Origin of the sequence: Pseudomonas sp. 44 R 15, from assembly GCF_900004965.1 — a bacterium.
Lineage (GTDB): Bacteria > Pseudomonadota > Gammaproteobacteria > Pseudomonadales > Pseudomonadaceae > Aquipseudomonas > Aquipseudomonas orientalis_A.
In genome coordinates this window covers 283,571-307,549 of the sequence record NZ_CVTU01000090.1, presented here as the reverse complement: position 1 = coordinate 307,549, position 23,979 = coordinate 283,571, and the positions used below count along the sequence as shown (strand labels likewise).

Here is a 23,979-nt window from a genome sequence, read left to right as displayed (position 1 = left end):
CCCCCGATAGGCGCGACGCCGTCTTCAGTCGATCAACTGCGCATCCCGCAACGCGGTAAGCGCTGTCAACCAACGCGGGTCCTGCTTGTAGTCTGTCGAGGCAATCGCCTGACCCCGCATACGCGCAATCCGCGCCGACGGGGTGACCTTCATCCGCTGCGCCGCGCTCAGCGCCAGTTCGGCAGCCGCACGGTCATTGCACACCAGCCCCATGTCACAACCCGCCGTCAGTGCCGCCTCGATTCGACTCGCCGCATCGCCCACCACATGGGCGCCCGCCATGGACAGGTCATCACTGAAGATCACCCCGTCGAACTGCAACTCGCCGCGCAGGATGTCCTGCAACCAGCGGCGTGAGAAACCGGCCGGCTGGCTGTCCACCTGCGGGTAGATCACATGCGCCGGCATCACGGCGGCCAATTGCTTGCTCAGGCGCGCGAACGGTACCAGGTCATTGGCGCGAATCTGTTCCAGGCTGCGCTCGTCATTGGGAATCGCGACGTGGGAATCGGCCTCGGCCCAGCCATGACCGGGAAAGTGCTTGCCGGTGGCCGCCATGCCGGCGCTGTTCATGCCACGGATAAAGGCACCGGCGAGCACGGCGGCGCGCTCGGGATCGCCTTCGAACGAGCGGGTGCCGACCACGGCGCTGCGCTGGTAATCGAGGTCCAGCACGGGGGCGAAACTCAGGTCGAGGCCCACGGCCAGTACTTCGGTGGCCATGACCCAGCCACACTGTTCGGCCAGGTGCTCGGCGTTGGGGTTATCCGCCAGCGCGCGCATGGCCGGCAGGCGCACGAAGCCCTGGCGCAGGCGCTGCACGCGTCCGCCTTCCTGGTCGACCGCCAGCAGCAGGTCCGGGCGCACCGCACGGATCGCCGCACTCAACTCGCGGACCTGGCGCGGGTGCTCGATATTGCGCGCAAAAATGATCAAGCCGCCCACTTCAGGTTGGCGCAACAGATGGCGATCCTCGGCCGTCAGCCAGGTACCGGCAACGTCGACCATCAAAGAACCTTGCAGGGCAGCAGTCATAAACCTTCCTTAAATAACGCGCACAACCCGTCATTCCTACCAGGTACGGTAAGCACAACGGGTTGCACGTAAATAGCTGAAATCGGCATGGCGGCTAGCTTAGCGGATGCAAGCGGCCACGCACACCCGCAGCGGTCAAACCTTGGCGAGGGCCGGTGTGGATTTGCTGCGCGGGCGCAATTGGGCCACGGCCATGGCCTGATCGGTCACGCCGGTTTCGGCGCGCATGCCTGCGGCGAGGAACGGCACCATCAGGCGCATCACCTGCTCGATGGAGGTATTGACGCCGAAATCGGTCTCGGCAATCGCGCGCAATGCCTTGATCCCGGACATGCTGAAGGCGGCGGCGCCGAGCATGAAGTGCACGCGCCAGAACAGTTCGATGGGCGGGATGCGCGGGGCCGCTTCGTTGACCAGCAACATATAGCGACGGAACACCTTGCCGTACATGTCTTCCAGGTAACGTCGCAAGTGGCCCTGGCTCTGGCTGAACGCCAGGCCCAGCAGACGCATGAAGATCGACAGGTCGTTGCCGCTGCGTGGTTGAACCACCAGCGCTTGCTCAACGAGGATTTCCAGCAGCTCTTCCAGGCTGGGCTTGTTGTCGGCTTTGGCCTGGCGACGTTCAAGTTCACGGTCGAGACTGGCGCAGAAGGGCCCCAGAAAGCGCGAGAACACCGCCTGGATCAGGGCCTTTTTTGAGCCGAAATGATAATTCACGGCGGCGAGGTTGACCCCAGCCTTGCTGGTGATCAGCCGCAATGAAGTTTCAGCAAATCCTTTTTCCGCGAACAACTGCTCGGCAGCATCGAGAATGCGTTCAACGGTTTCCGACTGGGCCATGGCTACTCCGCCTGACAAACACTTGTTTGAAACATACGTTTCAGGGTATGTCTTGTCAAGCCTGCGCGCCCATTTTCCGGCCGGGCAGTCACCTGTTTCGTCGCTATTTAATCACATCCTCCACCGCCTGTAGGCAGCGCTGTCTTCGCCTCCCGGCGCAGCTGATGAATGACCGTCCAGCGGAGCCGCAAAAAAAGGATGATTGCCAAGCGCGATTCACTGTATATAATCCCAGTCACTGTATAAAAAGACAGAGCGATCAACATGCTAAAACTGACGCCACGCCAAGCTGAGATTCTGGCTTTTATCAAGCGCTGCCTTGATGACAACGGTTATCCACCGACACGCGCCGAAATTGCGCTGGAACTGGGTTTCAAGTCTCCCAACGCCGCTGAAGAACACCTCAAGGCCCTCGCTCGCAAAGGCGCGATCGAGATGACCCCGGGGGCTTCACGCGGTATTCGCATCCCGGGCTTCGAAGCCAAGGCCGACGAATCGACACTGCCGATCATTGGTCGGGTGGCCGCCGGTGCGCCGATCCTGGCGCAACAGCACGTCGAGGAATCCTGCAACATCAACCCGACCTTCTTCCATCCTCGCGCCGACTACCTGCTACGTGTGCATGGCATGAGCATGAAGGACGTGGGTATTTTCGACGGCGACCTACTGGCCGTTCACACCACCCGTGAGGCCCGCAATGGCCAGATCGTCGTGGCCCGGATCGGCGATGAAGTCACCGTCAAACGCTTCAAGCGTGAAGGCAGCAAGGTCTGGCTTATGGCCGAGAACCCGGAGTTCGCGCCCATTGAAGTGAACCTCAAAGACCAGGACCTGGTGATCGAAGGCTTGAGTGTCGGCGTCATTCGCCGCTAAAGGAGACATCATGCAGCTCGTGCACACCCCACAACACACACAACTGTCGCTGTTCGAGGCCTTCATGGCTCAACCGCTTGCGCCCATCCTCAAGGAAACGGTCGAAGCGCCCTGGAGCTGCGAACCCGAGGTATTCAGTGAATTGTCGTTGCGTGGTGCTGCCGGGAGCTGCTTGAGCCTGCTGGCGCCGATCCTTCGCGAACTCAGTGAAGAGCAGGACGCGCGCTGGTTGACCCTGATCGCCCCGCCCGCCAGCCTGACCCAGGCCTGGCTACGGGATGCCGGCCTCAATCGTGAAAGAATTCTGTTGCTGCAGCCACGGGGCGCACAAAGTGCTCAACAATTGACGTGTGAAGCCTTGCGCCTGGGCCGTAGCCATACCGTCGTGAGCTGGTTGAACCCGTTGAACGCAACGGCCAAGCAGCAGTTGATCAGTGCCGCACACACAGGTGATGCGCAGAGTTTGAATATTCGACTGGGATAAGGGATGAGCGGGTTACAACGGGCTCAGTGAAGAACCCTTGGACCATCGTCCTTTTCCGGCTCGCCTTCAGCCAGGCGACCGGCCATTTGCACCCCAACGCTCAACATGGCTTTAGCCACTTCCACATGCTGGCCTTGCAGGAACGCTTTTGCGTCTTCGGAGAAGTCCAGGGTAACCAGAGAACCTTCGTCCTCAGCCCGGCGCAGCTCGATTCGGCCGTCAGGCAGTTCAACAATTTCCAGAAAGGACGTTGGCATAAAAGTCTGTTCTCCACGAAAGCGCGGGATTATATCAGTGTTGTGGCGTGCAGGCTTGCCCGCTCAGCACTCGGCCAGGCCTTCGCGAAAGCGCAATGCCAGCTTTTTAAGCTCCTGGCGCCAGCTTTCCAGCTCTTCGCGGCTCAAGGGCTTGGGTTCATCTGCCTCCAATGCAACCGCCACGATCAATGGCTGCGTCACATCGCCCTTGGGTACATGGGGGACGCGGGGCGGCTGGAACATGTCGGCATGTGCCTTGAGCAGGCGTGCCAGCCAACTGTCCGGACTCTGGGCCATTTCCACCAGCTCGGCCAATTCCGGAATAGCCATGGTTTCCAACACTTCGCGGGTCATGATCATTTCAGCACGGGGCGAACCTGCCTGGGGCAGACGGTAGAACCCGGCGATTTCATGGCATAGACCCAGCAAGGCGCCGTACAGGTGAAACAAAGCGGCTTCACGCCCCGCCTGGACCAGCGCAATGGCATTCATCTCCTTCCCCACCTCGGCACGGCCAAGGGCTTCCAGGGACAAACCCGCAAAGTAAATTTTCTGATTGGTACGGGTATAGAGTTCGTTGGCCATGACGGCAATCTCCACAACGAATTAGGCCTGATGCTGGCTGAACAGTGTCACGGATCAGCCAAGACTACTGCAAGTGCAATAAACGGCCGCTCAGGCAGATCAAACCTCCACTCTTAAGGACCAGGCAGATCCAAATGTGGGAGGGGGCTTGCCCCCGATGGCGGTGTGTCAGTCACATAGATATCGACTGATATATCGCTATCGGGGGCAAGCCCCCTCCCACATTGACTCCTCAGAACATCCGATGGATCAAGCGCCCTGGCGCTTGTCCTCGACCTTCCACTTGCCACCGTCGTAGAACGCTTTCCATCCGGTAGGCTTGCCGTCGACTTCGGTCTGCACGTACTGCTCCTTGGTCTTGCGGCTATAGCGGATCACGGCTGGGCGACCATCCGGGTCCTTCTTCGGCGCTTCACACAGGAAGTGGTACTTGGGATCGATCTCGTCCTTGTGCGGCACGATCTCCAGCACCAGCGGTGCACGGGTCTCGCGGTTTTTCGGGAACTGGCTGGCGGCCAGGAACAGGCCCGAAGCACCGTCGCGCAGGATATAGGTGTCGTTGACCTTCTCGCACTTGAGCTCGGGCATCTTCACCGGGTCCATCTTCGGCGGCGCCGCATCACCGCTTTTCAGCAGTTTGCGGGTGTTCTTGCAGGTCGGGTTGGTGCAACCGAAGAACTTGCCGAAACGCCCGGTCTTGAGCTGCATCTCGCTGCCGCACTTGTCGCACTCCAGGCTCGGACCCTCGTAGCCCTTGATGCGGTAGGTGCCCTCTTCGATCTCGTAGCCGTTGCAATCCGGGTTGTTACCGCAGATGTGCAGCTTGTGCTTTTCATCCAGCAGATAGGCATCCATCGCCGTGCTGCAGATCGGGCAACGGTGCTTGCCACGCAGTACCAGCGACTCGGATTCGCCCTCGTCGTCCGCGGCGATTTCATCGCCCGGCACCAGGTTGACGGTAGCCTTGCAGCGCTCTTTCGGCGGCAGGCTGTAGCCCGAGCACCCCAGGAACACGCCGGTGGATGCCGTACGGATCTGCATCGGCCGGCCGCAGGTGAGGCAAGGAATGTCGGTCATGACCGGCTGGTTGGCGCGCATGCCACTGTCGGGGCTCTCGGCCACCTCGAGTTTCTTCTTGAAGTCGCCGTAGAACTCGTCCAGCACGTTTTTCCAGTCGCGTTCGCCCTGGGCCACGTCGTCGAGGTTCTCTTCCATGCCGGCGGTGAAGCCGTAGTCCATCAGGTTGGAGAAGCTCTCGGACAGACGCTCGGTGACGATATCGCCCATCTTTTCCGAATAGAAGCGGCGGTTGTGCAGCGCCACGTAGCCACGGTCCTGAATCGTGGAGATGATCGCCGCATAGGTGGAAGGACGACCGATACCGCGTTTCTCCATCTCCTTGACCAGGCTGGCTTCCGAATAGCGCGCCGGCGGCTTGGTGAAGTGCTGCGACGGATCAAGCTTGATCAGCTTCAACGTATCGCCCTGCGCCATATCCGGCAGTACATCGTCGTCGCCTGGCTTGGCGATTTGCGGCATTACGCGGGTATAACCGTCGAACTTGAGGATACGGCCCTTGGCACGCAGCTCAAAGTCGCCCGCCCCCACGCTGACCGTGGTGGACAAGTATTGCGCCGGCAGCATCTGGCAGGCCAGGAATTGGCGCCAGATCAGCTCGTAGAGGCGTTCAGCGTCGCGCTCCATGCCGCTGAGCTTGCTCGGCTCGGTGTTGGCGTCGGAGGGGCGAATCGCTTCGTGAGCCTCCTGTGCCCCTTCCTTGCTGCTGTAGACGTTGGGCTTTTCCGGCAGGTACTTCTTGCCGAATTCGCTTTCGATATAAGTACGCGCCATCGCCACCGCGTCTTGCGACAGGTTGGTCGAGTCGGTACGCATGTACGTGATGTAGCCCGCTTCGTACAGACGCTGGGCCATCATCATGGTCTTCTTCACACCAAAGCCCAGGCGGTTGCTCGCGGCCTGTTGCAGAGTGGAGGTGATGAACGGTGCCGACGGCTTGCTGCTGGTCGGTTTGTCTTCACGCTTGACGATGCTGTAGCTTGAGGCCTTGAGCTTCTCCAGTACAGCCATGGCCTGGGCTTCGTTCAGCGGCTTGAACGCCTCGCCGTTCTCGCGGGCCACTTCAAAGCGCACGTTGTTGCCCTTGGCGGTGCCGAGGTCAGCGTGGACTTCCCAGTATTCTTCGGGGTTGAACGCACGAATTTCGCGCTCACGCTCCACCACCAGCTTGACCGCAACCGACTGCACACGGCCGGCCGACAGGCCACGGGCGATTTTCGCCCACAGCAGCGGCGAGACCATGTAGCCCACCACGCGGTCGAGAAAACGCCGGGCCTGTTGGGCGTTGACACGGTCGATGTCCAGTTCGCCCGGCTTGGAGAAGGCTTCCTGGATGGCTTTCTTGGTGATTTCGTTGAACACCACGCGCTTGTAGCGGCTGTCGTCGCCGCCAATGGCTTCCCGCAGGTGCCAGGCAATAGCCTCCCCTTCGCGGTCCAAGTCCGTTGCGAGATAGATGGTGTCGGCATCCTTGGCGAGCCGGCGCAGCTCTTCGATGACCTTTTCCTTGCCCGGAAGGATTTCGTACTTGGCCTTCCAGCCATGGTCCGGGTCAACACCCATGCGTGAGACCAGCTGCTTGCGCGCTTTCTCTTTAGGGGTGAGCACCGGACCTTCGCCCGCAGCCGCCTTGCCGCGCTTGGCGGCAGGCTCCTTGCTGGCGCTAGCCGAACCGCTGGTGGGCAGGTCTCGGATATGGCCGATACTCGACTTCACCACGTACTCGTTGCCCAAGTACTTGTTGATGGTCTTGGCCTTAGCCGGGGATTCCACAATGACCAGCGATTTGCCCATGGATCGGAAAATTCCTGAATTCGAGAAGTGAGAGGCAGTTGGCGCCTGTCGCGGCAACGCTATATATAGTGGCAACAAGATGAGGTCAAGCGCAGCATTCTGCGCGACCTGCCGTTATTGCCCTGAAAAAAGACTGGGTTCGGCCTGGACCAAAGCAAAGCGCGGGACCTGCTCGCCGTCAACTTCGACGGTCTCCAGGAACATACTCAAGGGACGCACCCAAAAGCCGTATTCGCCATACAGTGCTTGGTAAAACACCACTTCTTCTTCGGTTTCGGAGTGCCGTGCCACGCTGAAAACGCGGTACTGCGGCCCCTTGTAATGTTGGTAGAGCCCCGGTTCGACTTTCATGCTCTGGCCCTCGTACAAAATTTGTTGAAAAAAATATTAAAAATTCCAAAAAACAAAAACCGGGGCACTGGGCCCCGGCTTCCGTCAAGCGAACGATTAAACGCGTTCGAAGACGGTGGAAATGCCTTGGCCGAGACCAATGCACATGGTTGCAACCCCAAGGTTGCCGCCATTTTGCTTCATCACGTTAAGCAATGTGCCGGAGATGCGGGCACCGGAGCAACCGAATGGGTGGCCCAGGGCAATCGCGCCGCCGTGCAGGTTAACCTTCTCATTCATCTTGTCGAGTACTTTCAGATCTTTCAGCACTGGCAGGGCCTGTGCGGCGAAGGCTTCGTTGAGCTCGAAGAAGTCGATATCGGAGATGGTCAGGCCTGCGCGCTTCAAGGCTTTTTGCGTGGCCGGTACTGGACCATAGCCCATGATCGCCGGGTCCACACCCGCTACGGCCATCGAGCGAATCACCGCCAGCGGCTGGATGCCCAGGTCCTGGGCACGCTGCGCCGACATCACGATCATGCACGAAGCGCCATCGGTGATCTGCGACGACGTACCGGCTGTCACGGTGCCGCCCTTGGGATTGAACGCCGGCTTGAGCGCCGCCAGGCTTTCCAGGGTGGTGTCCGGACGGATGGTCTCGTCGTAGTCGAACAGTTTCAGGAAACCGTTCTCGTCATAGCCGTTCATCGGGATGATTTCATCCTTGAACTTGCCTTCCACGGTCGCCTTGTGGGCGAGTTGGTGGGAACGCAGGCCGAACGCGTCCTGGGCTTCACGGGTGATGCCGTGCATTTTGCCGAGCATTTCCGCGGTAAGGCCCATCATGCCCGAGGCTTTTGCCGCGTACAGCGACATGTGCGGGTTAGGGTCGACGCCGTGCATCATGCTGACGTGGCCCATGTGCTCCACGCCGCCGACCACGAACACATCGCCGTTGCCGGTCATGATCGCTTGCGCAGCGGTGTGCAGCGCGCTCATCGACGAACCGCACAGGCGGCTCACGGTCTGGCCGGCCGCGGTGTGCGGGATCTGGGTCATCAACGACGCCATGCGCGCGATGTTCCAGCCCTGCTCCAGGGTCTGATTGACGCAGCCCCAGATCACGTCTTCGACCTCGTTCGGGTCAACCTTGACGTTGCGTTCCAGCAGCTTGCTGATCAGGTGCGCCGACATGTCTTCGGCGCGGGTGTTGCGGTGCATGCCGCCCTTGGAGCGGCCCATCGGCGTGCGACCGAAGTCGACAATCACGACGTCTCTTGGATTCAAGCTCATAAATATTCTCGCTCTAGTCGATTGGGCGCTTAACCGAAGAAGCTCTGGCCATTCTTGGCCATCTCACGCAGCTTCGCGGTCGGGTGGTACAGCGGGCCCAAATCAGCGTATTTGTCAGCCAGGGCAACGAACTCGGCCACACCGATCGAGTCGATGTAACGCAGCGCACCACCACGGAATGGAGGGAAACCGATACCGTACACCAGGCCCATATCGGCCTCGGCGGCGGTCTCGACGATGCCGTCTTCCAGGCAACGTACGGTTTCCAGGCACAGGGCGATCATCATCCAGTTGATGATGTCTTCGTCCGACACCTCACGCTGTTCGTAGATGACCGGGGCCAGCACTTCGTGCACCGACGGGTCGGCCACTTTCTTCTGCTTGCCCTTCTTGTCGGCCTCGTAGGCGTAGAAACCCTTGCCGTTCTTCTGACCCAGGCGCTTGGCCTCGTACAGCGCGTCGATCGCCGAACGACGGTCGTCTTTCATGCGGTCCGGGAAACCTTCAGCCATGACGTCGCGACCATGGTGGCCGGTGTCGATGCCGACCACGTCCATCAGGTACGCCGGGCCCATGGGCCAGCCGAATTTCTCCATGACCTTGTCGATGCGCACGAAGTCCACACCGGCGCTGACCAGCTTGGCGAAACCGCCGAAGTACGGGAACAGCACGCGGTTGACCAAAAAGCCCGGGCAGTCGTTGACCACGATCGGGTTCTTGCCCATTTTCTTGGCGTAGGCAACGGTGGTGGCCACCGCCTGTTCACTGGACTTCTCGCCACGGATCACTTCCACCAGCGGCATCATGTGCACCGGGTTGAAGAAGTGCATGCCGACGAAGTTTTCCGGGCGCTTGAGGGCCTGAGCCAGCAGCGAGATGGAAATGGTCGAGGTGTTGGAGGCCAGGATGGTGTCGTCTTTGACCTGGGCCTCGACTTCAGCCAATACCGCCTGCTTGACCTTCGGATTCTCGACAACCGCTTCGACCACCAGGTCGACGTGGCCGAAATCGCCGTAGGACAGCGTAGGACGAATGCCGTTAAGCACTTCAGCCATTTTCGCAGCAGTCATGCGACCTTTATCAACGCGGCCTACCAGCAGCTTGGCGGCTTCCGCCAGGCCCTGCTCGATACCGTGCTCGTTGATGTCTTTCATCAGGATCGGCGTGCCTTTGGACGCCGATTGATAGGCGATACCGCCGCCCATGATACCGGCGCCGAGTACGGCGGCCTGTTTCACGTCGCGGGCGATTTCGTCGTAGGCCTTGGCCTTTTTCTTCAGTTCCTGATCGTTCAGGAACAGGCCGATCAAGCTCTGCGCAGCAGAGGTCTTGGCGAGTTTGACGAAACCGGCAGCTTCGATTTCCAGCGCCTTGTCGCGACCGAAGTTCGCGGCTTTCTGGATAGTCTTGATCGCTTCAACCGGCGCCGGGTAGTTCGGGCCGGCCTGGCCAGCCACGAAACCCTTGGCGGTTTCGAACGACATCATTTGTTCGATGGCGTTGAGCTTGAGTTTTTCCAGCTTCGGCTGACGCTTGGCCTTGTAGTCAAATTCGCCGCTGATGGCGCCCTTGATCAGGTTCAGCGCGGCTTCGGCCAGTTTGTCCGGGGCAACCACTGCATCGACAGCACCGACTTTCAGCGCGTCTTCAGCACGGTTTTCCTTGCCGGCGGCAATCCATTCGATGGCGTTGTCGGCACCGATGATGCGCGGCAGGCGCACGGTACCGCCAAAGCCCGGGTAGATACCCAACTTGACTTCAGGCAGGCCGATTTTGGCAGTGGCCGACATGACGCGGAAGTCCGCCGCCAGGCACATTTCCAGGCCGCCGCCCAGGGCGATACCGTTGATCGCAGCCACGGTGGGTACGTTGAGGTCTTCGAAATCGCTGAAAATCTTGTTGGCTTCAAGGTTGCCAGCCACCAGCTCGGCATCGGGCAGCTTGAAGTTGTCGACGAATTCGGTGATGTCAGCGCCGACGATAAACACGTCCTTGCCGCTGGAGACGATCACGCCCTTGACCGAAGCATCTGCTTTGATGGTGTCTACGGCCTGACGCAGTTCGTTCAGGGTTAGACGGTTGAACTTGTTGACGGACTCACCCTTGAGGTCGAATTTCAATTCGACGATGCCACTTTCAAGAGCCTTAACCGTGATGGCTTTACCTTCGTAAATCATCAACTGATCTCCACGATATGGAAGCTGAACAGTACACACCGGACGCTGGCCTCTGGTTGGACATTGACACCTGCATCAATGCTCACGCCAATCCGCCAGGCACACCCGCCAGTGCGATAGTCGGGGTTATGTCAGAGCTGTCTGTAGGACAAACGCTCAATTCATACGCCCGTTTGATTTGGGTACGCCACCTTCATCCAATTCCGGGCAATTGTCAATCGCTCCAAAGACTAGGAAAAACGCGACTTTCCAGTCAGTTCAGAACCCGAAGCGCAGGATAGCAACCCGTCAATATTTAACTATTCACAGAATCAATAATAGGAAAGATAGGAGAAAAGCCTGTACAGAAAGGGATAGACGGCTAGGCTAACCGCAACTTGAGGATTTACCGGCCTGCCTGGCCAACTCCAGCCCGATGATGAGTCGGGCTTTTTATTGCCCGGCCTTCCGGTTTTCTGTAGGAGCGAGCTTGCTCACGAAAATCGCCAACCATAACGCAGCGGACTCAGGTTTAACGCGTCGCTCTCGGGTTTTTCGCGAGCAAGCTCGCTCCTACAATGAGTGGGTTATGTCAGGCCAGGGCTTTGAGCAGCGCATCAATATCCTTCAACACACTCGCATCGCCCTTCTCGCCCCAGTACAAGGCGATCATCTGCTTGTCCGCCTCGACCTTGTAGACGTTGGCCGGCAGCGTTGAAAAATACGGCAACAACTTCTCGTCCACGCACACCTCGCGCCATTGGTTGACCCATACCCCCGGCTCCCACTGCCAGTAACTCCAGATGGCCGGCGAGCTGCCGCGTCGTGGCCGGCAGTACTGCGCGCAGGGGCTCGGCGGCTCTTGCTTGAGCCAGTGCGGCCACGCCTGGGGCGCCAGTTGCATGGCCAGCCCGATGCGGCGCGCCTCCATGCGCAGCGCCATGCGCCCGCTCTGATGGCGCGAGGGACGCAGCCATGCCAAAGGGCTCAGCACCACGACAAGGATTGACACCACTATCCAGACCGTCATATGTGTACTCCCGAATTTCTAGATGAGCGGATTTGACCTGACGCAACCGCATCCGCTTGGAAAGCAGCCATACTGAACTTATTGCAGTCCCCCTGGAGGAACGCCCCATGCCCTACACACATATTCTGGTCGCCGTCGACCTGACCGAAGAGTGCGATCCAGTGATCAAGCGTGCGCAGGAATCTGCATTGGCCAATGGCGCCATACTGTCGTTGGTGCATATCGTCGAGCCCATGGCCATGGCCTTTGGCGGTGACGTGCCGATGGACCTTTCCCAGTTGCAGCAACAACAATTTGACCAGGCCAAGGAGCGCCTGGATCGTTTGATTCTCAAATACCCGCACCTGAAAAAGGAAGACTGCCACCTGACATACGGCCAACCGCGCCAGGAAATCCATCACTTGGCCAAGGAAAAGGCTTGCGACTTGATCGTGGTGGGTAGCCATGGTCGCCATGGCCTGGCGCTGCTGCTGGGCTCTACTGCCAATGATGTGCTGCATGGCGCGCCGTGTGATGTGCTGGCCGTCAAGTTGGTTAAAGACACCAGCAAGTAAGACCGATGAAGATCAAATGTGGGAGGGGGCTTGCCCCCGATAGCATTCTGTCAGTTGATGCATCTGGTGACTGATACACCGCTATCGGGGGCAAGCCCCCTCCCACATTTGGATCGCATTTCATATAAAAAACCCGGTGCTCATCAAGTGAGCACCGGGTTTTTTAATACGTTGAAATTACTCAGGCATCCAACTCGGCCCAACGCTCAACCAGCGCTTCCAACTCCTGGTTCAACGTCTCCAGGGTGGCGATGACGTTGGCGGTTTCCGCCGCCGGGCGCTGGTAGAAACCGGCGTCAGCCATCTCTGCCTCTACTGCGGCAATCTGCTGTTCCTTGGCGTCGATATCACCCGGCAAGGCTTCCAGCTCGCGCTGCAGCTTGTAGCTGAGCTTTTTCTTGGCCGAAGGCGCAGCTTCCTGTGCCGGAGCGGCGGCGGCCACGGGCGCGACGACCGCAGAGGTCAGGTCGGCCTTGCCGGATTTGCTTTCGGTCACGCCCAAAAGGCGCGGCGAGCCGCCCTGGCGCAGCCAGTCCTGATAACCACCGACGTACTCGCGCACCTTGCCCTCGCCTTCGAAGACCAGGGTGCTGGTGACCACGTTGTCGAGGAATGCCCGGTCGTGGCTGACCATCAATACGGTGCCGTTGAAGGTCAACAGCACTTCTTCGAGCAACTCGAGGGTTTCCACGTCGAGGTCGTTGGTCGGTTCGTCGAGCACCAGCAGGTTCGCCGGCTTGCTGAACAGCTTGGCCAGCAGCAGGCGCGCGCGTTCGCCACCGGACAAGGCTTTCACCGGGGTACGCGCACGTTGCGGGCTGAACAGGAAGTCGCCCAGGTAGCTGAGGACGTGGCGGCTCTGGCCGTCGATGTCGATAAAGTCGCGACCTTCGGCGACGTTGTCGATGACGGTTTTCTCCAGGTCCAACTGGTGGCGCAACTGATCGAAGTAGGCGACGTCGATACGCGTGCCCTCTTCCACCGTGCCGCTGGTCGGCTGCAGACCGCCGAGCATCAGCTTGAGCAAGGTGGTCTTGCCGGTGCCGTTGGCGCCCAGCAGACCGATACGGTCGCCGCGCGCCAGGACCATGGAGAAGTCCTTGATCAGGAACGGACCTTCCGGGTGATGGAAGCTGACGTTCTCCAGCACCATGACCTGCTTGCCCGACTTGTCGGCCGTGTCGAGCTGGATATTGGCCTTGCCGGTGCGCTCGCGACGTTCGCTGCGCTCAACCCGCAGTGCTTTCAACGCGCGCACACGGCCTTCGTTACGGGTGCGACGCGCCTTGATGCCCTGGCGGATCCAGACTTCTTCCTGGGCCAGTTTCTTGTCGAACAGCGCGTTGGCGGTCTCTTCAGCCGAGAGTGCGGCTTCCTTGTGCACCAGGAAGCTGGCGTAGTCGCCGTTCCAGTCGATCAGGCCGCCACGGTCCAGTTCGAGGATGCGGGTGGCCAGGTTTTGCAGGAAGGAACGGTCGTGCGTGATGAACAGCACGGCGCCCTGGAAATCCTTGAGGGCTTCTTCCAGCCAGGCGATGGCGCCGATATCCAGGTGGTTGGTCGGCTCGTCGAGCAGCAGCAGATCCGGTTCGGACACCAGGGCCTGGGCCAGCAGCACGCGACGACGCCAGCCGCCGGACAACTGGGCGAGGGTCTTGTCGGCCGGCAGTTGCAGGCGGCTCAGGGTGCTGTCGACCAGTTGCTGCAAGCGCCAGCCATCGCGGGCTTCGAGGTCTTGCTGGACGTGCATCAGCTTGTCCAGGTCGGCTTCGGTGACGCAGTTCTGCGCCAGGTGATGGTATTGCGCAAGCAATTCGCCAACGCCGTCCAGGCCTTCGGCGACCACGTCGAACACTGTCCGCTCGTCGGCTACCGGCAATTCCTGCGGCAATTCGCCAATCTTGAGGCCCGGAGCGCGCCAGACAGAGCCCTCATCGGGCTTCTGGTCGCCTTTTACCAGCTTCATCATGCTCGACTTGCCGGTGCCGTTGCGGCCGATGATGCACACCCGCTCACCACGGGCGATCTGCCAGGACACCTTGTCCAACAACGGCATAGCGCCGAAAGCAAGGGACACATCGCTGAATTTGAGCAGGGTCATACGCTTCTCCAAAAACTGGGCGCGCATTCTACCTGAGTTGAGGGTGGGATGCGGCCTGCATTTTCGCTGCCGACACGTTCTGCAGGACATTTGCCGCGAACTTGAACCAACCGGCCGGCAAAGCTTTCGCCGGTCGCTGGCAAAAGGCTAAGCTAGGGGCAATCAGTGTCGGCGATGCCGGTGCTAGTCGTGATTTCTCTGCACGGACGTCTCATGCGCAGTCGCCTTTTCAACTTTTTATCCTGTCTGCTTCTTTCCACCACCGCCGTTCAATCTGCCCAGGCCGTGGACCTCACCACCCAACGTCAATATTACGATGAAGCCAAGCGCGCCCTCGCCAAGGGCGACAGCGGCCCCTACATGCAATACAGCCAGGCCCTGGCCGACTACCCGCTGACGCCGTACCTGGCGTATGACGAACTGACCGCACGCCTTAAAACCGCGAGCAACCAGGAAATCGAACAGTTCCTCGCCAAAAACGGCGACCTGCCCCAGGCCAACTGGATGAAGCTGCGCTGGTTGCGCTGGCTGGCCGACCGGGGTGATTGGCAGACCTTTGAAAAGTACTACGATACCAAGCTCAATTTCGTCGAACTGGACTGCCTGCATGGCCAGTACCAACTGACCCACAACCTCAAGGCCGAAGGCTACAAGACCGCCGAGAAGCTGTGGATGACCGGCAAATCCCAGCCGGCCGCCTGCGATGTGACCTTCGGCCAGTGGGCCTCTGACGGTCAGTTGACCGAGCAGAAAATCTGGGACCGCACCAAGCTTGCCGCCGAAGCACGCAACTACGCACTGGCCAACAGCCTGGTGAAAACCCTGCCGACGCTCGGCGCCCAGGGCCGCCTGATGATCGACGTGGCGCAAAAACCCGACATGCTCAGCGACCCGGCGCGCTTCCTGCCGGCCACCGAGGCCATGTCCGACGCCGTGGGCCTGGGCCTGCGCCGCCTGGCCCGCCAGGACCCGGACAAGGCCATGGCCCTGCTGGACGGCTACGCCAGCAGCATGCACTTCTCCCGTGACGAAAAAGTTTCGATTGCCCGGGAAATCGGCCTGACGCTCGCCCGTCGCTACGACCCTCGTGCGTTGGACGTAATGACCCAATACGACCCGGAGTTGCGCGACAACACCGTTTCGGAATGGCGCCTGCGCCTGCTGCTGCGCCTGGCGCGCTGGGAAGATGCCTACCAACTGACCCGCAAGCTGCCCCAGGACCTGGCCACCACCAACCGCTGGCGCTACTGGCAGGCGCGTAGCCTGGAGCTGGCCGAACCGAAAAACCCGCAGGCGCTGGTGCTGTATAAAAACGTCGCCAAGGAACGCGACTTCTACGGTTTCCTCGCCGCCGACCGCTCCAAGACCCCTTACCAGTTGAACAACAAGCCGCTGGTGATGAGCCAGGCGCTGGTCAATAAAGTGCGCAACACCCCAGGCGTGCGCCGTGCCCTGGAGTTCTACGCCCGCGGCCAGATCGTCGATGGCCGCCGCGAGTGGTACCACGTCAGCCGTCACTTCAACCGTGATGAAATGGTCGCGCAGGCGAAGCTGGCCTACGACATGAAGTGGTACTTCCCGGCGATCCGCACGATCAGCCAGGCGCAATATTGGGACGACCTGGACATCCGCTTCCCGATGGCCCACCGCGACACCCTGGTGCGCGAAGCCAAGGTGCGCGGCCTGCATTCAAGCTGGGTGTTCGCAATTACCCGCCAGGAAAGCGCCTTCATGGACGATGCCCGTTCCGGCGTCGGCGCCAGCGGCCTGATGCAACTGATGCCCGGCACCGCCAAGGAAACCGCGCGCAAGTTCAGCATTCCCCTGGCTTCCCCGGCCCAGGTACTGGACCCGGACAAAAACATCCAACTCGGCGCCGCCTACCTGAGCCAGGTGCACAGCCAGTTCAATGGCAACCGTGTGCTCGCTTCCGCCGCCTACAACGCCGGCCCCGGCCGCGTGCGTCAATGGCTGCGCGGTGCCGATCACCTGAGTTTCGACGTGTGGGTGGAAAGCATCCCGTTCGACGAAACCCGCCAGTATGTGCAGAACGTGCTGTCTTATTCGGTGATCTACGGGCAGAAGCTCAATTCGCCGCAGCCGTTGGTGGATTGGCATGAGCGGTATTTTGATGACCAGTAAGAGGGGCAGCTTCAAGCGGCAAGTTTGAAGCTTCAAGAGGAATGCCCGTATTGAGAGATGCGGGCATTTTTTTAGAGTCGGCTTTACACCGCCTCAGCCAGCGCCAGGCTCAGGGCTTGCAACATGAATTCAACAAAGGGCGTCGCTTCTGCCTGCTGATCCGCCGCCGACAGCGCAGCATAGTAGGCATCCTGCTGATCCCGAATAACCGCCTCCACTGGCAGATAAGCCAGCGCCGGGCGCCATTGGCTGAGTATCAACGTCTGCCAGAGCCGCCCCATTCGTCCATTGCCGTCTGCAAAGGGATGGATGAATTCGAACTCGTAATGGAATACACAACTGGCGATCAAGGGGTGCCAATCTGAAGCTGACTGCCATTGCAGCAAATCATCGATCAGATGCGCAACGCGACTCGCAGGCGGCGCCATATGAACCAATTGCTCGCCGCGATAAATGCCAACCCCCGAGTGACGAAACCGTCCGGCATCGTCTATCAATCCGAACATCAGCAGTTCGTGGGCTTTGAGCAGGTCAGCACGATTACTCGGCGTCCAGTGCGGCATCGCCTCATAGGCTGCAAAGGCGTTGCGCACTTCCTGGATTTCCCGTGGCAGGCCCAGTACTCGCTTACCCTCCAAGACAGCGGTGACTTGCTCGACGCTGAGCGTATTGTTCTCGATCGCGAGCGAAGCCTGAATGGTGCGAATCCGATTACCGCGCCTCAGCTGAGGCGTCTGGCGGCTATCGTTGCCCGCCGAGAGCTGACCGATCTGCTCACTGATATCGGCTACCAGCGCCAGCATCTTTGTCGTCAGCGTCAACGGAGGTTGATAACGGCTCATATCCTCATCCAGATCATTTATCGAAAGGCCCTATGATGCCCTAAGGCGCAAGCACACTGCAGCTTCATTCCTCCTGCCCGCCATCACTGAACTGCAACGCCGCCAACCGCGCATACAGCGGATTGCTCGCAATCAACTGCTGATGCGTGCCCACGGCCACCAGCTTGCCCTGGTCCATCACCGCTATCCGGTCGGCGTTTTTCACCGTGGCCAGGCGATGCGCGATCACCAGGGTGGTACGGCCCTGCATCAATTGCGGCAGGGCTTGCTGGATCAGGTGTTCGCTCTGGGCATCAAGGGCGCTGGTGGCTTCGTCGAGCAGCAGGATGGGGGCATCCACCAGCAAGGCACGGGCGATGGCCAGGCGTTGCCGCTGACCACCGGAGAGGCCCAGGCCACCGTCGCCCAGGTGGGTCTGGTAGCCGTCGGGCATTTGCAGGATGAAGTCATGGGCATGGGCGATACGCGCAGCGGCCTCGACCTGTTCGTGGGTGGCGGTGGGGTTACCGTAGCGGATGTTGTCTTCGATGCTGCCAAAAAACAGCGCCGGGCTCTGGGAGACCAGGGCAAAGTGGCGGCGCAGGTCCAGCGGGTCGAGTTCGGTCAGCGGCCTGCCTTCGAGCAGGATGCGGCCTTGCTGGGGGTCGTAGAAGCGCAGCAGCAGGTCAAAGAGCGTCGATTTGCCTGCGCCGGAAGGGCCCACCAGCGCGAGGGTTTCACCGGGGTTGATCGTCAGGTTCAGGCCATCGATGGCGTAGCTGTCTGGCCGCGACGGGTAGGAAAAGCGCAGGTCCTCAAGCGTCATGCGCCCGCTGACACGCTCCGGCAAGCGTACGCTGCCGCTGGCCGGCGCCTGGATGTCGTTGCTCGACTGCAACAGCTCGCCAATCCGCTCTGCCGCACCGGCGGCCCGCTGCAATTCGCCAAGCACTTCGCTCAAGGTGCCGACGGCGCTGCCGACGATCAGGCTGTAGAACACGAACGCCGCCAGCTCACCGCCGGAAATGCGCCCGCTGATCACGTCCATGCCGCCCACCCACAACATCACGCCCACGGCGCCGAGCACCAGCATGATCACCAGGGTAATCAGCCAGGACCGCTGCAGGATGCGTTTGCGCGCGGTGGCAAACGCCTCTTCCACGGTCAGGGCAAAACGCTGTTCGTCCTGCGCCTGATGATTATAGGCCTGCACGGTCTTGATCTGGCCCAAGGTCTCGGCCACGTAGCTGCCGACATCAGCGATGCGGTCCTGGCTCTGCCGTGACAGGCTGCGCACACGCCGGCCGAAGATCAGGATCGGCGCCAGCACCAGCGGCAACGCCACCACCACAATGCTGGTGAGCTTGGGGTTGGTGATGAACAGCAGCACGATACCGCCAATGACCATCAAGGCATTGCGCAGGAACAACGACAGTGATGAGCCGATCACCGATTGCAGCAAGGTGGTGTCGGTGGTCAGGCGCGACTGGATTTCCGAGCTGCGGTTGTTCTCGTAGAAACCGGGGTGCAGGTAGATCAGGTGGTTGAACACTTGCCGGCGAATGTCCGCCACTACGCGCTCGCCGATCCACGACACCAGGTAGAAGCGCGTGAACGTGCCCACCGCCAGGCCCAGCACCAGCAGCATGAACAGGCCGATGGACTGGTTGAGCAGGTGCGGTGACTGGGTCATGAAACCCTGGTCGACCAGCAGGCGAATGCCTTGCCCCATGGACAAGGTAATACCGGCGGTGACGATCAGCGCCAACAGGGCGCCCAGCGCCTGCCAGCGGTAGGGCGCGATAAAGCGGCTGGCCAGGCGGATCGCGCGGCGTTGACGGGTTGAGAACATACGGGCTTCACCACTGACGGAGTCTAACCCTCAACATTGGGGGAACTTGCGCAAATAACAATGAGTCAGGTTAATTATGCCCGCCGATAGAGGCCGCTAGAGGCTATCGGTCTAAGACTGATCTGGAAATATGTGCCGGTTTCTGGTGGACTGGGTGTCCGAACCGGTGAACGTGTATGGAGTTGTAACAGCTCGGTCACGCGGGGGAATTAAAGTAGGTACACAACCTGATGAGGAGACAGGCCATGACCTTGCAAAACAGCAGCAATGCCAAGATTGAAGTGATCCGCCAACCGCAGGCGCTGCCTTGCTCTTACATCGATGCCAAGGGCCGCGAAGTGCAGATTACCGAAGAAATGATCCAGCAAGCGTGCAGCGAACTGGAACAGCGCCTGGTCAAGCCTGCGCAGCAAGGCTGAAACGCCGACGCTCTTTCAAACCCGGCCCAGGTGGCCGGGTTTTTTATCGGCTGTCTAAACGCAGACCGCGCCCAGTGCGGTCACGATGTTGGACAACACGGCCGACTCGCCGTTGATGCGCACCTTGAGGCCATCAATCTCGCGGCGCTCCGGGTAGTGCTTGCGCAATAAGTCAAAGGCCTTGCGCTGCTCGTCCACCGTTCCCACAAGGCTGCGACGCAAATCCGCATCATCGCGGCGCGGGTCGTACACGCTGCGGCACAAGGTCGCCAACGCCCAGGCCGGGTCGGTCGACGCGTTCAGGTGCACCTCGGCCAGCCACGGTTGCGGCAGCAGGTCGCTCAAGTGGATGCTCGGCTCCAGGCCCTGGTGGGCACAGAACGCCTGATAGACCTGCGCCGTGCCGCGCTGCTTGCCGTCGAGGCTGTAGCCGGCGATATGCGGGGTGGCCAGTACGCACAGGTCAGCCAGGTCGGCATCCACCTGCGGCTCGCCCTCCCACACATCCAGCACCGCTTGCAGATCTTCGCGCTCAAGTAATACGTCGCGCAGGGCGGCGTTATCCACCACCGCGCCTCGACTGGCGTTGATCAGCCAGGTACCGGGCTTGAGTTGTTCCAGGCGCTGGCGATCAAACAGATGCCAGGTGGCGCCATTGCCGGACTTGATCAGCGGCGTGTGCAGGCTGATCACGTCGCATTGCTCGATGATCTGTTGCAGGCTCACGTAGTCGCCGTCTTCGGCGATCTGTCGTGGCGGGTCGCAGACCAGCACGTTCCAACCCAGGCCCTTGAGCACCTGGACCAGCCGCCCGCCAACCTCACCGGCGCCCACGATGCCATAAGTACGCCGGGTGAGGTCGGCCCCTTCGATTTCGGCCAGGGTCTGCAAGCTGCCCAGCACATAATCCACCACGCCCCGCGCATTGCAGCCGGGTGCGCTGGACCACTGGATACCGGCCTGGCGGAAATAATCGAGGTCCAGATGATCGGTGCCGATGGTGCAGGTGCCGACAAAACCCACCTTGGAGCCCTCAAGCAAGGCGCGATTGACGTTGGTCACCGAACGCACCAGCAGCACATCGGCCTGCTCCACCGTGGCGCGGTCAATCGAACGGCCGGGTACGCGGCGAATCTCGCCAAATCCCTGGAAAAATGCATCGAGCAGCGGAATATTTTCGTCGGCAACAATCAGCATGGCGGGCTCCTTTGGCGGATCAGCAGTGTACAGGCATGGGATTGAAGTGACACATGGGTTATGGGGTGCCTGTGTAGTCGCATTACAAATCAGCAACACAGGTTTTTTCCTGACCGTTGCGTCAAGGCGTAGAATCCGCCGCCCTTGCGACTGCCTTTTTGATTGGACACCTGTACGTGAACATCGCTACCGCTACCCTCACCCGCCCCGCCCGCATCCGTCGGGAAGTGCGCGGCCTGCTGACGCTGGCCCTGCCGATTATGATCGGCCAACTGGCAACCACCGCGATGAGCTTTGTCGACGCGGTGATGGCCGGGCGGGTCAGCCCCAAGGACCTGGCGGCGGTGGGCCTGGGTAACTCGATCTGGATCCCGGTGTACCTGCTGATGACTGGCACCCTGCTGGCCACCACACCGAAAGTCGCGCAGCGCTTTGGCGCGGGCAAGCTCAACGAAATCGGGCCTTTGGTGCGTCAGTCATTGTGGCTGGCCGTAGTGGTCGGCCTGTGCGGCGGCCTGTTGTTGCTGTGCGCCGAGCCGATACTGCATGCGATGAAGGTCGAGCCCGACCTGATCGAGCCGTCCATGGGCTATCTGCATGGCATCGCGGCCGGGATGCCGGCCATTGCGCTGTATTACGTGTTTCGCTGCTTCAGTGACGGCCTGGGCCGTACGCGGCCGAGCATGGTCATGGGCCTGATTGGCCTGGCGCTGAATATTCCGCTGAACTACATCTTCATCTACGGCCATCTCGGCCTGCCGGCCATGGGCGGCGTGGGATGCGGCTGGGCCACGGCGATTGCAATGTGGGTGATGATGCTCGGCATGGCCGGGTGGACGCGCTGGGGCGCGGCGTATCAGAGCAGCGAGTTGTTCAAGCGCTTCGACTGGCCACAATGGGCGGTGATCAAACGCGTACTGGGAATCGGCCTGCCGATTGGCGTGGCGATCTTTGCCGAATCGAGCATCTTCGCGGTCATCGCCCTGCTGCTGGGCAACTTGGGCGCCACGGTGGTATCCGGCCATCAGATCGCGCTGAATGTCAGCTCGCTGGTGTTCATGATTCCCTACTCCCTGAGCATGGCCGTCACCGTGCGCGTCGGCCAGGCCCTGGGCCGTGGCGAACCGCGTGAAGCACGCTTTGCCGCAGGCGTCGGCATGGGTACGGCGCTGGCCTATGCCTGCCTGTCCTGCAGCCTGATGCTGGTGTTTCGCGAACAGATTGCGGCGATCTACACCCCCGACCCGGTGGTGATCCACCTGGCATCGATGCTGATCGTGTTCTCGGCGCTGTTCCAGTTCTCCGATTCGATCCAGGTGACCGCCGCCGGTGCGCTGCGCGGCTATCAGGACACGCGGGTGACCATGCTGCTGACCTTGCTCGCCTACTGGGGCGTGGGGTTGCCGGTGGGTTACGCCCTGGGGTTGACCGACTGGCTGGGCGAACCCAGCGGCCCAAGCGGTTTGTGGCAGGGCCTGATCGTGGGCCTGAGTTGCGCGGCGGGCATGCTGCTGGTTCGCCTGGCGCGCAGTGCGCGCCGACGCATCCGGGCAGGCACCGCGCTCACGCGCGCACTGTAGGAGCGAGCTCGCTCGCGAAAAACCTGAGAACGCCTGGTTAAACCAGAAGCGCTGCGTGATCGTCAGCGTTTTTCGCGAGCAAGCTCGCTCCTACAGGGGTTCGGCGGTCAATCGGCTTTTTTGCGGATCCAGTAAAGGTACGTGCCGGCCTCTTCTTGTTGACTGACCAGTTCATGGTCAAGGAACACACAGAACTTGGGAATATCGCGGCGGGTCGACGGGTCGGTCGCGATCACCTTGAGCAGGCCGCCCGGCGGCAGGTCACGGATTTGCTGGTGCAGCATCATCACCGGCTCCGGGCAGTTGAGGCCGGTGGCGTCGAGGGTGCCGTCGACAGGCAATTCAAGACTCATACTTCACTCCTAAAACCAACCCGCTCTCCTGTGGGAGGGGGTTTGCCCCCGATGACGGGGGCACATTCAACATCAATTTCGACAGTGATACCGCCATGGCAGGCAAGCCAGCTCCTACATTGGATATCAGTGTCTCTTGGGTTTCTTTACGTCCACCAACCGGCGCAAGTGGCACGTCACTTCCTCACGGTCGTGGTACAGCTGCTTGCAGCCGATTTCCACACGAATGCCACGGGCCTTGAAGCCCTCTTCGATGCGCTCGAGCAAACGCTTCACTTCGGCATAACGCTGCTTCATCGGCAACTTCAAGTTGACCACCGCCTCGCGGCAATGTCCCTCGCCGATCCAGGTTTCCAGCAACGCGGCGTTACGCGCGGGCTTCTCGACGATGTCGCACACCATCCAGTCCACCGGCTGCTTGGGCACGAAGGTGAAGCCGTCGGCCATCAAGTGCTGCACCAGGCCAGTGTCCATCAGGCTTTCGGCCATGGGGCCGTTGTCGATGGCGGTCACCAGCATGCCCCGGTTGACCAGTTGCCAGGTCCAGCCGCCGGGGGCCGCGCCGAGGTCGACACCGGTCATGTCGCCGTGCAGGCGTTCGTCCCATTGCTCGCGGGGGATGAAGTGGTGCCAGGCCTCTTCCAGCTTCAAGGTCGAGCGGCTGGGCGCGTCACGCGGGAATTTCAAGCGCGGGATGCCCATGGGCCACATTGCCGAGTTGTTCGACTCGGCCAGGCCCATGAACGCTTCGCGGCCGCTCTTGAACGTCAGCAGCAGGCGCGGCTTGCTCGGGTCGTCCACCAGCCTGCCGGCGTTAAGCAAGGCTTTGCGCAGGTGCACTTCGAATTTCTTGCAGAAGTTCGACAGTTCCTTGCCGTCGTTGGTATCGACCATCTCCAGCCACAGGCTGCCGCACACCGGAAACGCGCGCAGGTGGGCGAGGATCACGCTGATGCGGTCGGTTTCCGGCAGGTCGATAAACACCCCGCGCGCCCACTGCCTTGGGAAGATCAGCTCGGCGAAGCGCTGGCCGTGCATCAGGCGCTGCGCGCCGTCTTCTTCAGTGCAGACAAATTCGGCGCAAGCGCTGCCGGTCTTGGCCTTGGCGTAGCCGGACACGTTCAGGCGCGCGGCGTGTTCCGCGATCTCGGAACAGACTTCGCCTTCAAAACCCGGGCGGCAGTGCATAAAAAGGGTGTTCAA

The 23,979-nt window shown here is 60.8% G+C and carries 20 protein-coding genes and 1 pseudogene; 6 read left to right on the top strand and 15 right to left on the bottom strand.

The annotated features are described in order from the left end of the window. Window positions 1–24 precede the first annotated feature (24 nt). Both nagZ and BFP93_RS13755 read right to left on the bottom strand, forming a co-directional pair. Window positions 25–1,035 carry a beta-N-acetylhexosaminidase gene (gene nagZ / locus BFP93_RS13760; RefSeq protein ID WP_065893532.1) on the bottom strand — a complete coding sequence of 337 codons (1,011 nt, stop codon included), beginning with the start codon at window positions 1,033–1,035 and terminating at the stop codon, window positions 25–27. Between the two features lie 135 nt (window positions 1,036–1,170). Then, window positions 1,171–1,878 carry a TetR/AcrR family transcriptional regulator gene (locus BFP93_RS13755; protein WP_065886340.1) on the bottom strand — a complete coding sequence of 236 codons (708 nt, stop codon included), beginning with the start codon at window positions 1,876–1,878 and terminating at the stop codon, window positions 1,171–1,173. A gap of 264 nt (window positions 1,879–2,142) precedes the next feature. Here BFP93_RS13755 and lexA point away from each other — a divergent pair, with 264 nt between their 5' ends. Beyond that, on the top strand, window positions 2,143–2,751 hold the full coding sequence (gene lexA / locus BFP93_RS13750) for a transcriptional repressor LexA (RefSeq protein ID WP_017137423.1): 609 nt from the start codon (window positions 2,143–2,145) through the stop codon (window positions 2,749–2,751). A gap of 10 nt (window positions 2,752–2,761) precedes the next feature. Continuing rightward, on the top strand, window positions 2,762–3,235 hold the full coding sequence (sulA, locus tag BFP93_RS13745) for an SOS-induced cell division inhibitor SulA (protein WP_065886339.1): 474 nt from the start codon (window positions 2,762–2,764) through the stop codon (window positions 3,233–3,235). A 23-nt stretch (window positions 3,236–3,258) separates the two neighbouring features. On the opposite strand, the gene BFP93_RS13740 is transcribed toward sulA, so the two are convergent. The 7 genes from BFP93_RS13740 to BFP93_RS13710 all read right to left on the bottom strand — a co-directional run bounded on the left by BFP93_RS13740 (window position 3,259) and on the right by BFP93_RS13710 (window position 11,757). Beyond that, complete coding sequence (locus BFP93_RS13740) at window positions 3,259–3,492, bottom strand: hypothetical protein (protein WP_026136850.1); 234 nt, start codon at window positions 3,490–3,492, stop codon at window positions 3,259–3,261. A gap of 63 nt (window positions 3,493–3,555) precedes the next feature. After that, on the bottom strand, window positions 3,556–4,077 hold the full coding sequence (locus BFP93_RS13735; protein WP_065893531.1) for a DUF6586 family protein: 522 nt from the start codon (window positions 4,075–4,077) through the stop codon (window positions 3,556–3,558). Between the two features lie 249 nt (window positions 4,078–4,326). Beyond that, on the bottom strand, window positions 4,327–6,948 hold the full coding sequence (topA, locus tag BFP93_RS13730) for a type I DNA topoisomerase (protein ID WP_065893530.1): 2,622 nt from the start codon (window positions 6,946–6,948) through the stop codon (window positions 4,327–4,329). 114 nt (window positions 6,949–7,062) lie between these two features. Next, window positions 7,063–7,299: a DUF1653 domain-containing protein gene (locus BFP93_RS13725; protein WP_065886336.1), complete on the bottom strand. Its 237-nt coding sequence runs from the start codon at window positions 7,297–7,299 to the stop codon at window positions 7,063–7,065. A 96-nt stretch (window positions 7,300–7,395) separates the two neighbouring features. Next, window positions 7,396–8,571 (bottom strand): acetyl-CoA C-acyltransferase FadA, encoded by a 1,176-nt coding sequence (gene fadA / locus BFP93_RS13720; protein ID WP_024074080.1) that lies wholly within the window; start codon window positions 8,569–8,571, stop codon window positions 7,396–7,398. Window positions 8,572–8,600: 29 nt separating this feature from the next. Continuing rightward, a complete protein-coding gene (fadB, locus tag BFP93_RS13715; protein WP_065893529.1) occupies window positions 8,601–10,748 on the bottom strand; it encodes a fatty acid oxidation complex subunit alpha FadB in 2,148 nt (715 codons plus the stop codon). Between the two features lie 571 nt (window positions 10,749–11,319). Further along, window positions 11,320–11,757 carry a hypothetical protein gene (locus tag BFP93_RS13710; protein ID WP_065893528.1) on the bottom strand — a complete coding sequence of 146 codons (438 nt, stop codon included), beginning with the start codon at window positions 11,755–11,757 and terminating at the stop codon, window positions 11,320–11,322. Between the two features lie 107 nt (window positions 11,758–11,864). Between BFP93_RS13710 and BFP93_RS13705 the strand changes: the two genes are divergently transcribed. Continuing rightward, entirely contained in the window at window positions 11,865–12,311 is a 447-nt protein-coding gene (locus BFP93_RS13705) for a universal stress protein (protein WP_065893527.1), read from the top strand. Window positions 12,312–12,492: 181 nt separating this feature from the next. On the opposite strand, the gene BFP93_RS13700 is transcribed toward BFP93_RS13705, so the two are convergent. Further along, entirely contained in the window at window positions 12,493–14,412 is a 1,920-nt protein-coding gene (locus BFP93_RS13700; protein ID WP_065893526.1) for an ATP-binding cassette domain-containing protein, read from the bottom strand. A gap of 213 nt (window positions 14,413–14,625) precedes the next feature. Between BFP93_RS13700 and BFP93_RS13695 the strand changes: the two genes are divergently transcribed. After that, window positions 14,626–16,554: a transglycosylase SLT domain-containing protein gene (locus BFP93_RS13695; protein ID WP_065893525.1), complete on the top strand. Its 1,929-nt coding sequence runs from the start codon at window positions 14,626–14,628 to the stop codon at window positions 16,552–16,554. A gap of 86 nt (window positions 16,555–16,640) precedes the next feature. Here the strand turns inward: BFP93_RS13695 and BFP93_RS13690 are convergent. Continuing rightward, window positions 16,641–17,396 (bottom strand): annotated as a pseudogene (locus tag BFP93_RS13690) (Fic family protein); the annotation flags it as partial. Window positions 17,397–17,460: 64 nt separating this feature from the next. Then, window positions 17,461–19,227 (bottom strand): ABC transporter transmembrane domain-containing protein, encoded by a 1,767-nt coding sequence (locus BFP93_RS13685; protein WP_065893523.1) that lies wholly within the window; start codon window positions 19,225–19,227, stop codon window positions 17,461–17,463. Between the two features lie 245 nt (window positions 19,228–19,472). Between BFP93_RS13685 and BFP93_RS28895 the strand changes: the two genes are divergently transcribed. After that, window positions 19,473–19,646 (top strand): PA1571 family protein, encoded by a 174-nt coding sequence (locus BFP93_RS28895; RefSeq protein ID WP_163001695.1) that lies wholly within the window; start codon window positions 19,473–19,475, stop codon window positions 19,644–19,646. Window positions 19,647–19,700: 54 nt separating this feature from the next. On the opposite strand, the gene pdxB is transcribed toward BFP93_RS28895, so the two are convergent. Next, window positions 19,701–20,843, bottom strand: coding sequence for a 4-phosphoerythronate dehydrogenase PdxB (gene pdxB, locus BFP93_RS13680; RefSeq protein ID WP_065893522.1), 1,143 nt, complete (start codon window positions 20,841–20,843; stop codon window positions 19,701–19,703). A gap of 176 nt (window positions 20,844–21,019) precedes the next feature. Here pdxB and BFP93_RS13675 point away from each other — a divergent pair, with 176 nt between their 5' ends. Beyond that, window positions 21,020–22,423 (top strand): MATE family efflux transporter, encoded by a 1,404-nt coding sequence (locus BFP93_RS13675; protein WP_065893521.1) that lies wholly within the window; start codon window positions 21,020–21,022, stop codon window positions 22,421–22,423. Between the two features lie 107 nt (window positions 22,424–22,530). Here the strand turns inward: BFP93_RS13675 and tusA are convergent, their stop codons facing one another. Together tusA and rlmM are read right to left on the bottom strand one after the other, a co-directional pair. Further along, window positions 22,531–22,776: a sulfurtransferase TusA gene (gene tusA, locus BFP93_RS13670; protein WP_065893520.1), complete on the bottom strand. Its 246-nt coding sequence runs from the start codon at window positions 22,774–22,776 to the stop codon at window positions 22,531–22,533. A 126-nt stretch (window positions 22,777–22,902) separates the two neighbouring features. Further along, window positions 22,903–23,979, bottom strand: coding sequence for a 23S rRNA (cytidine(2498)-2'-O)-methyltransferase RlmM (gene rlmM, locus BFP93_RS13665; protein WP_065893519.1), 1,077 nt, complete (start codon window positions 23,977–23,979; stop codon window positions 22,903–22,905).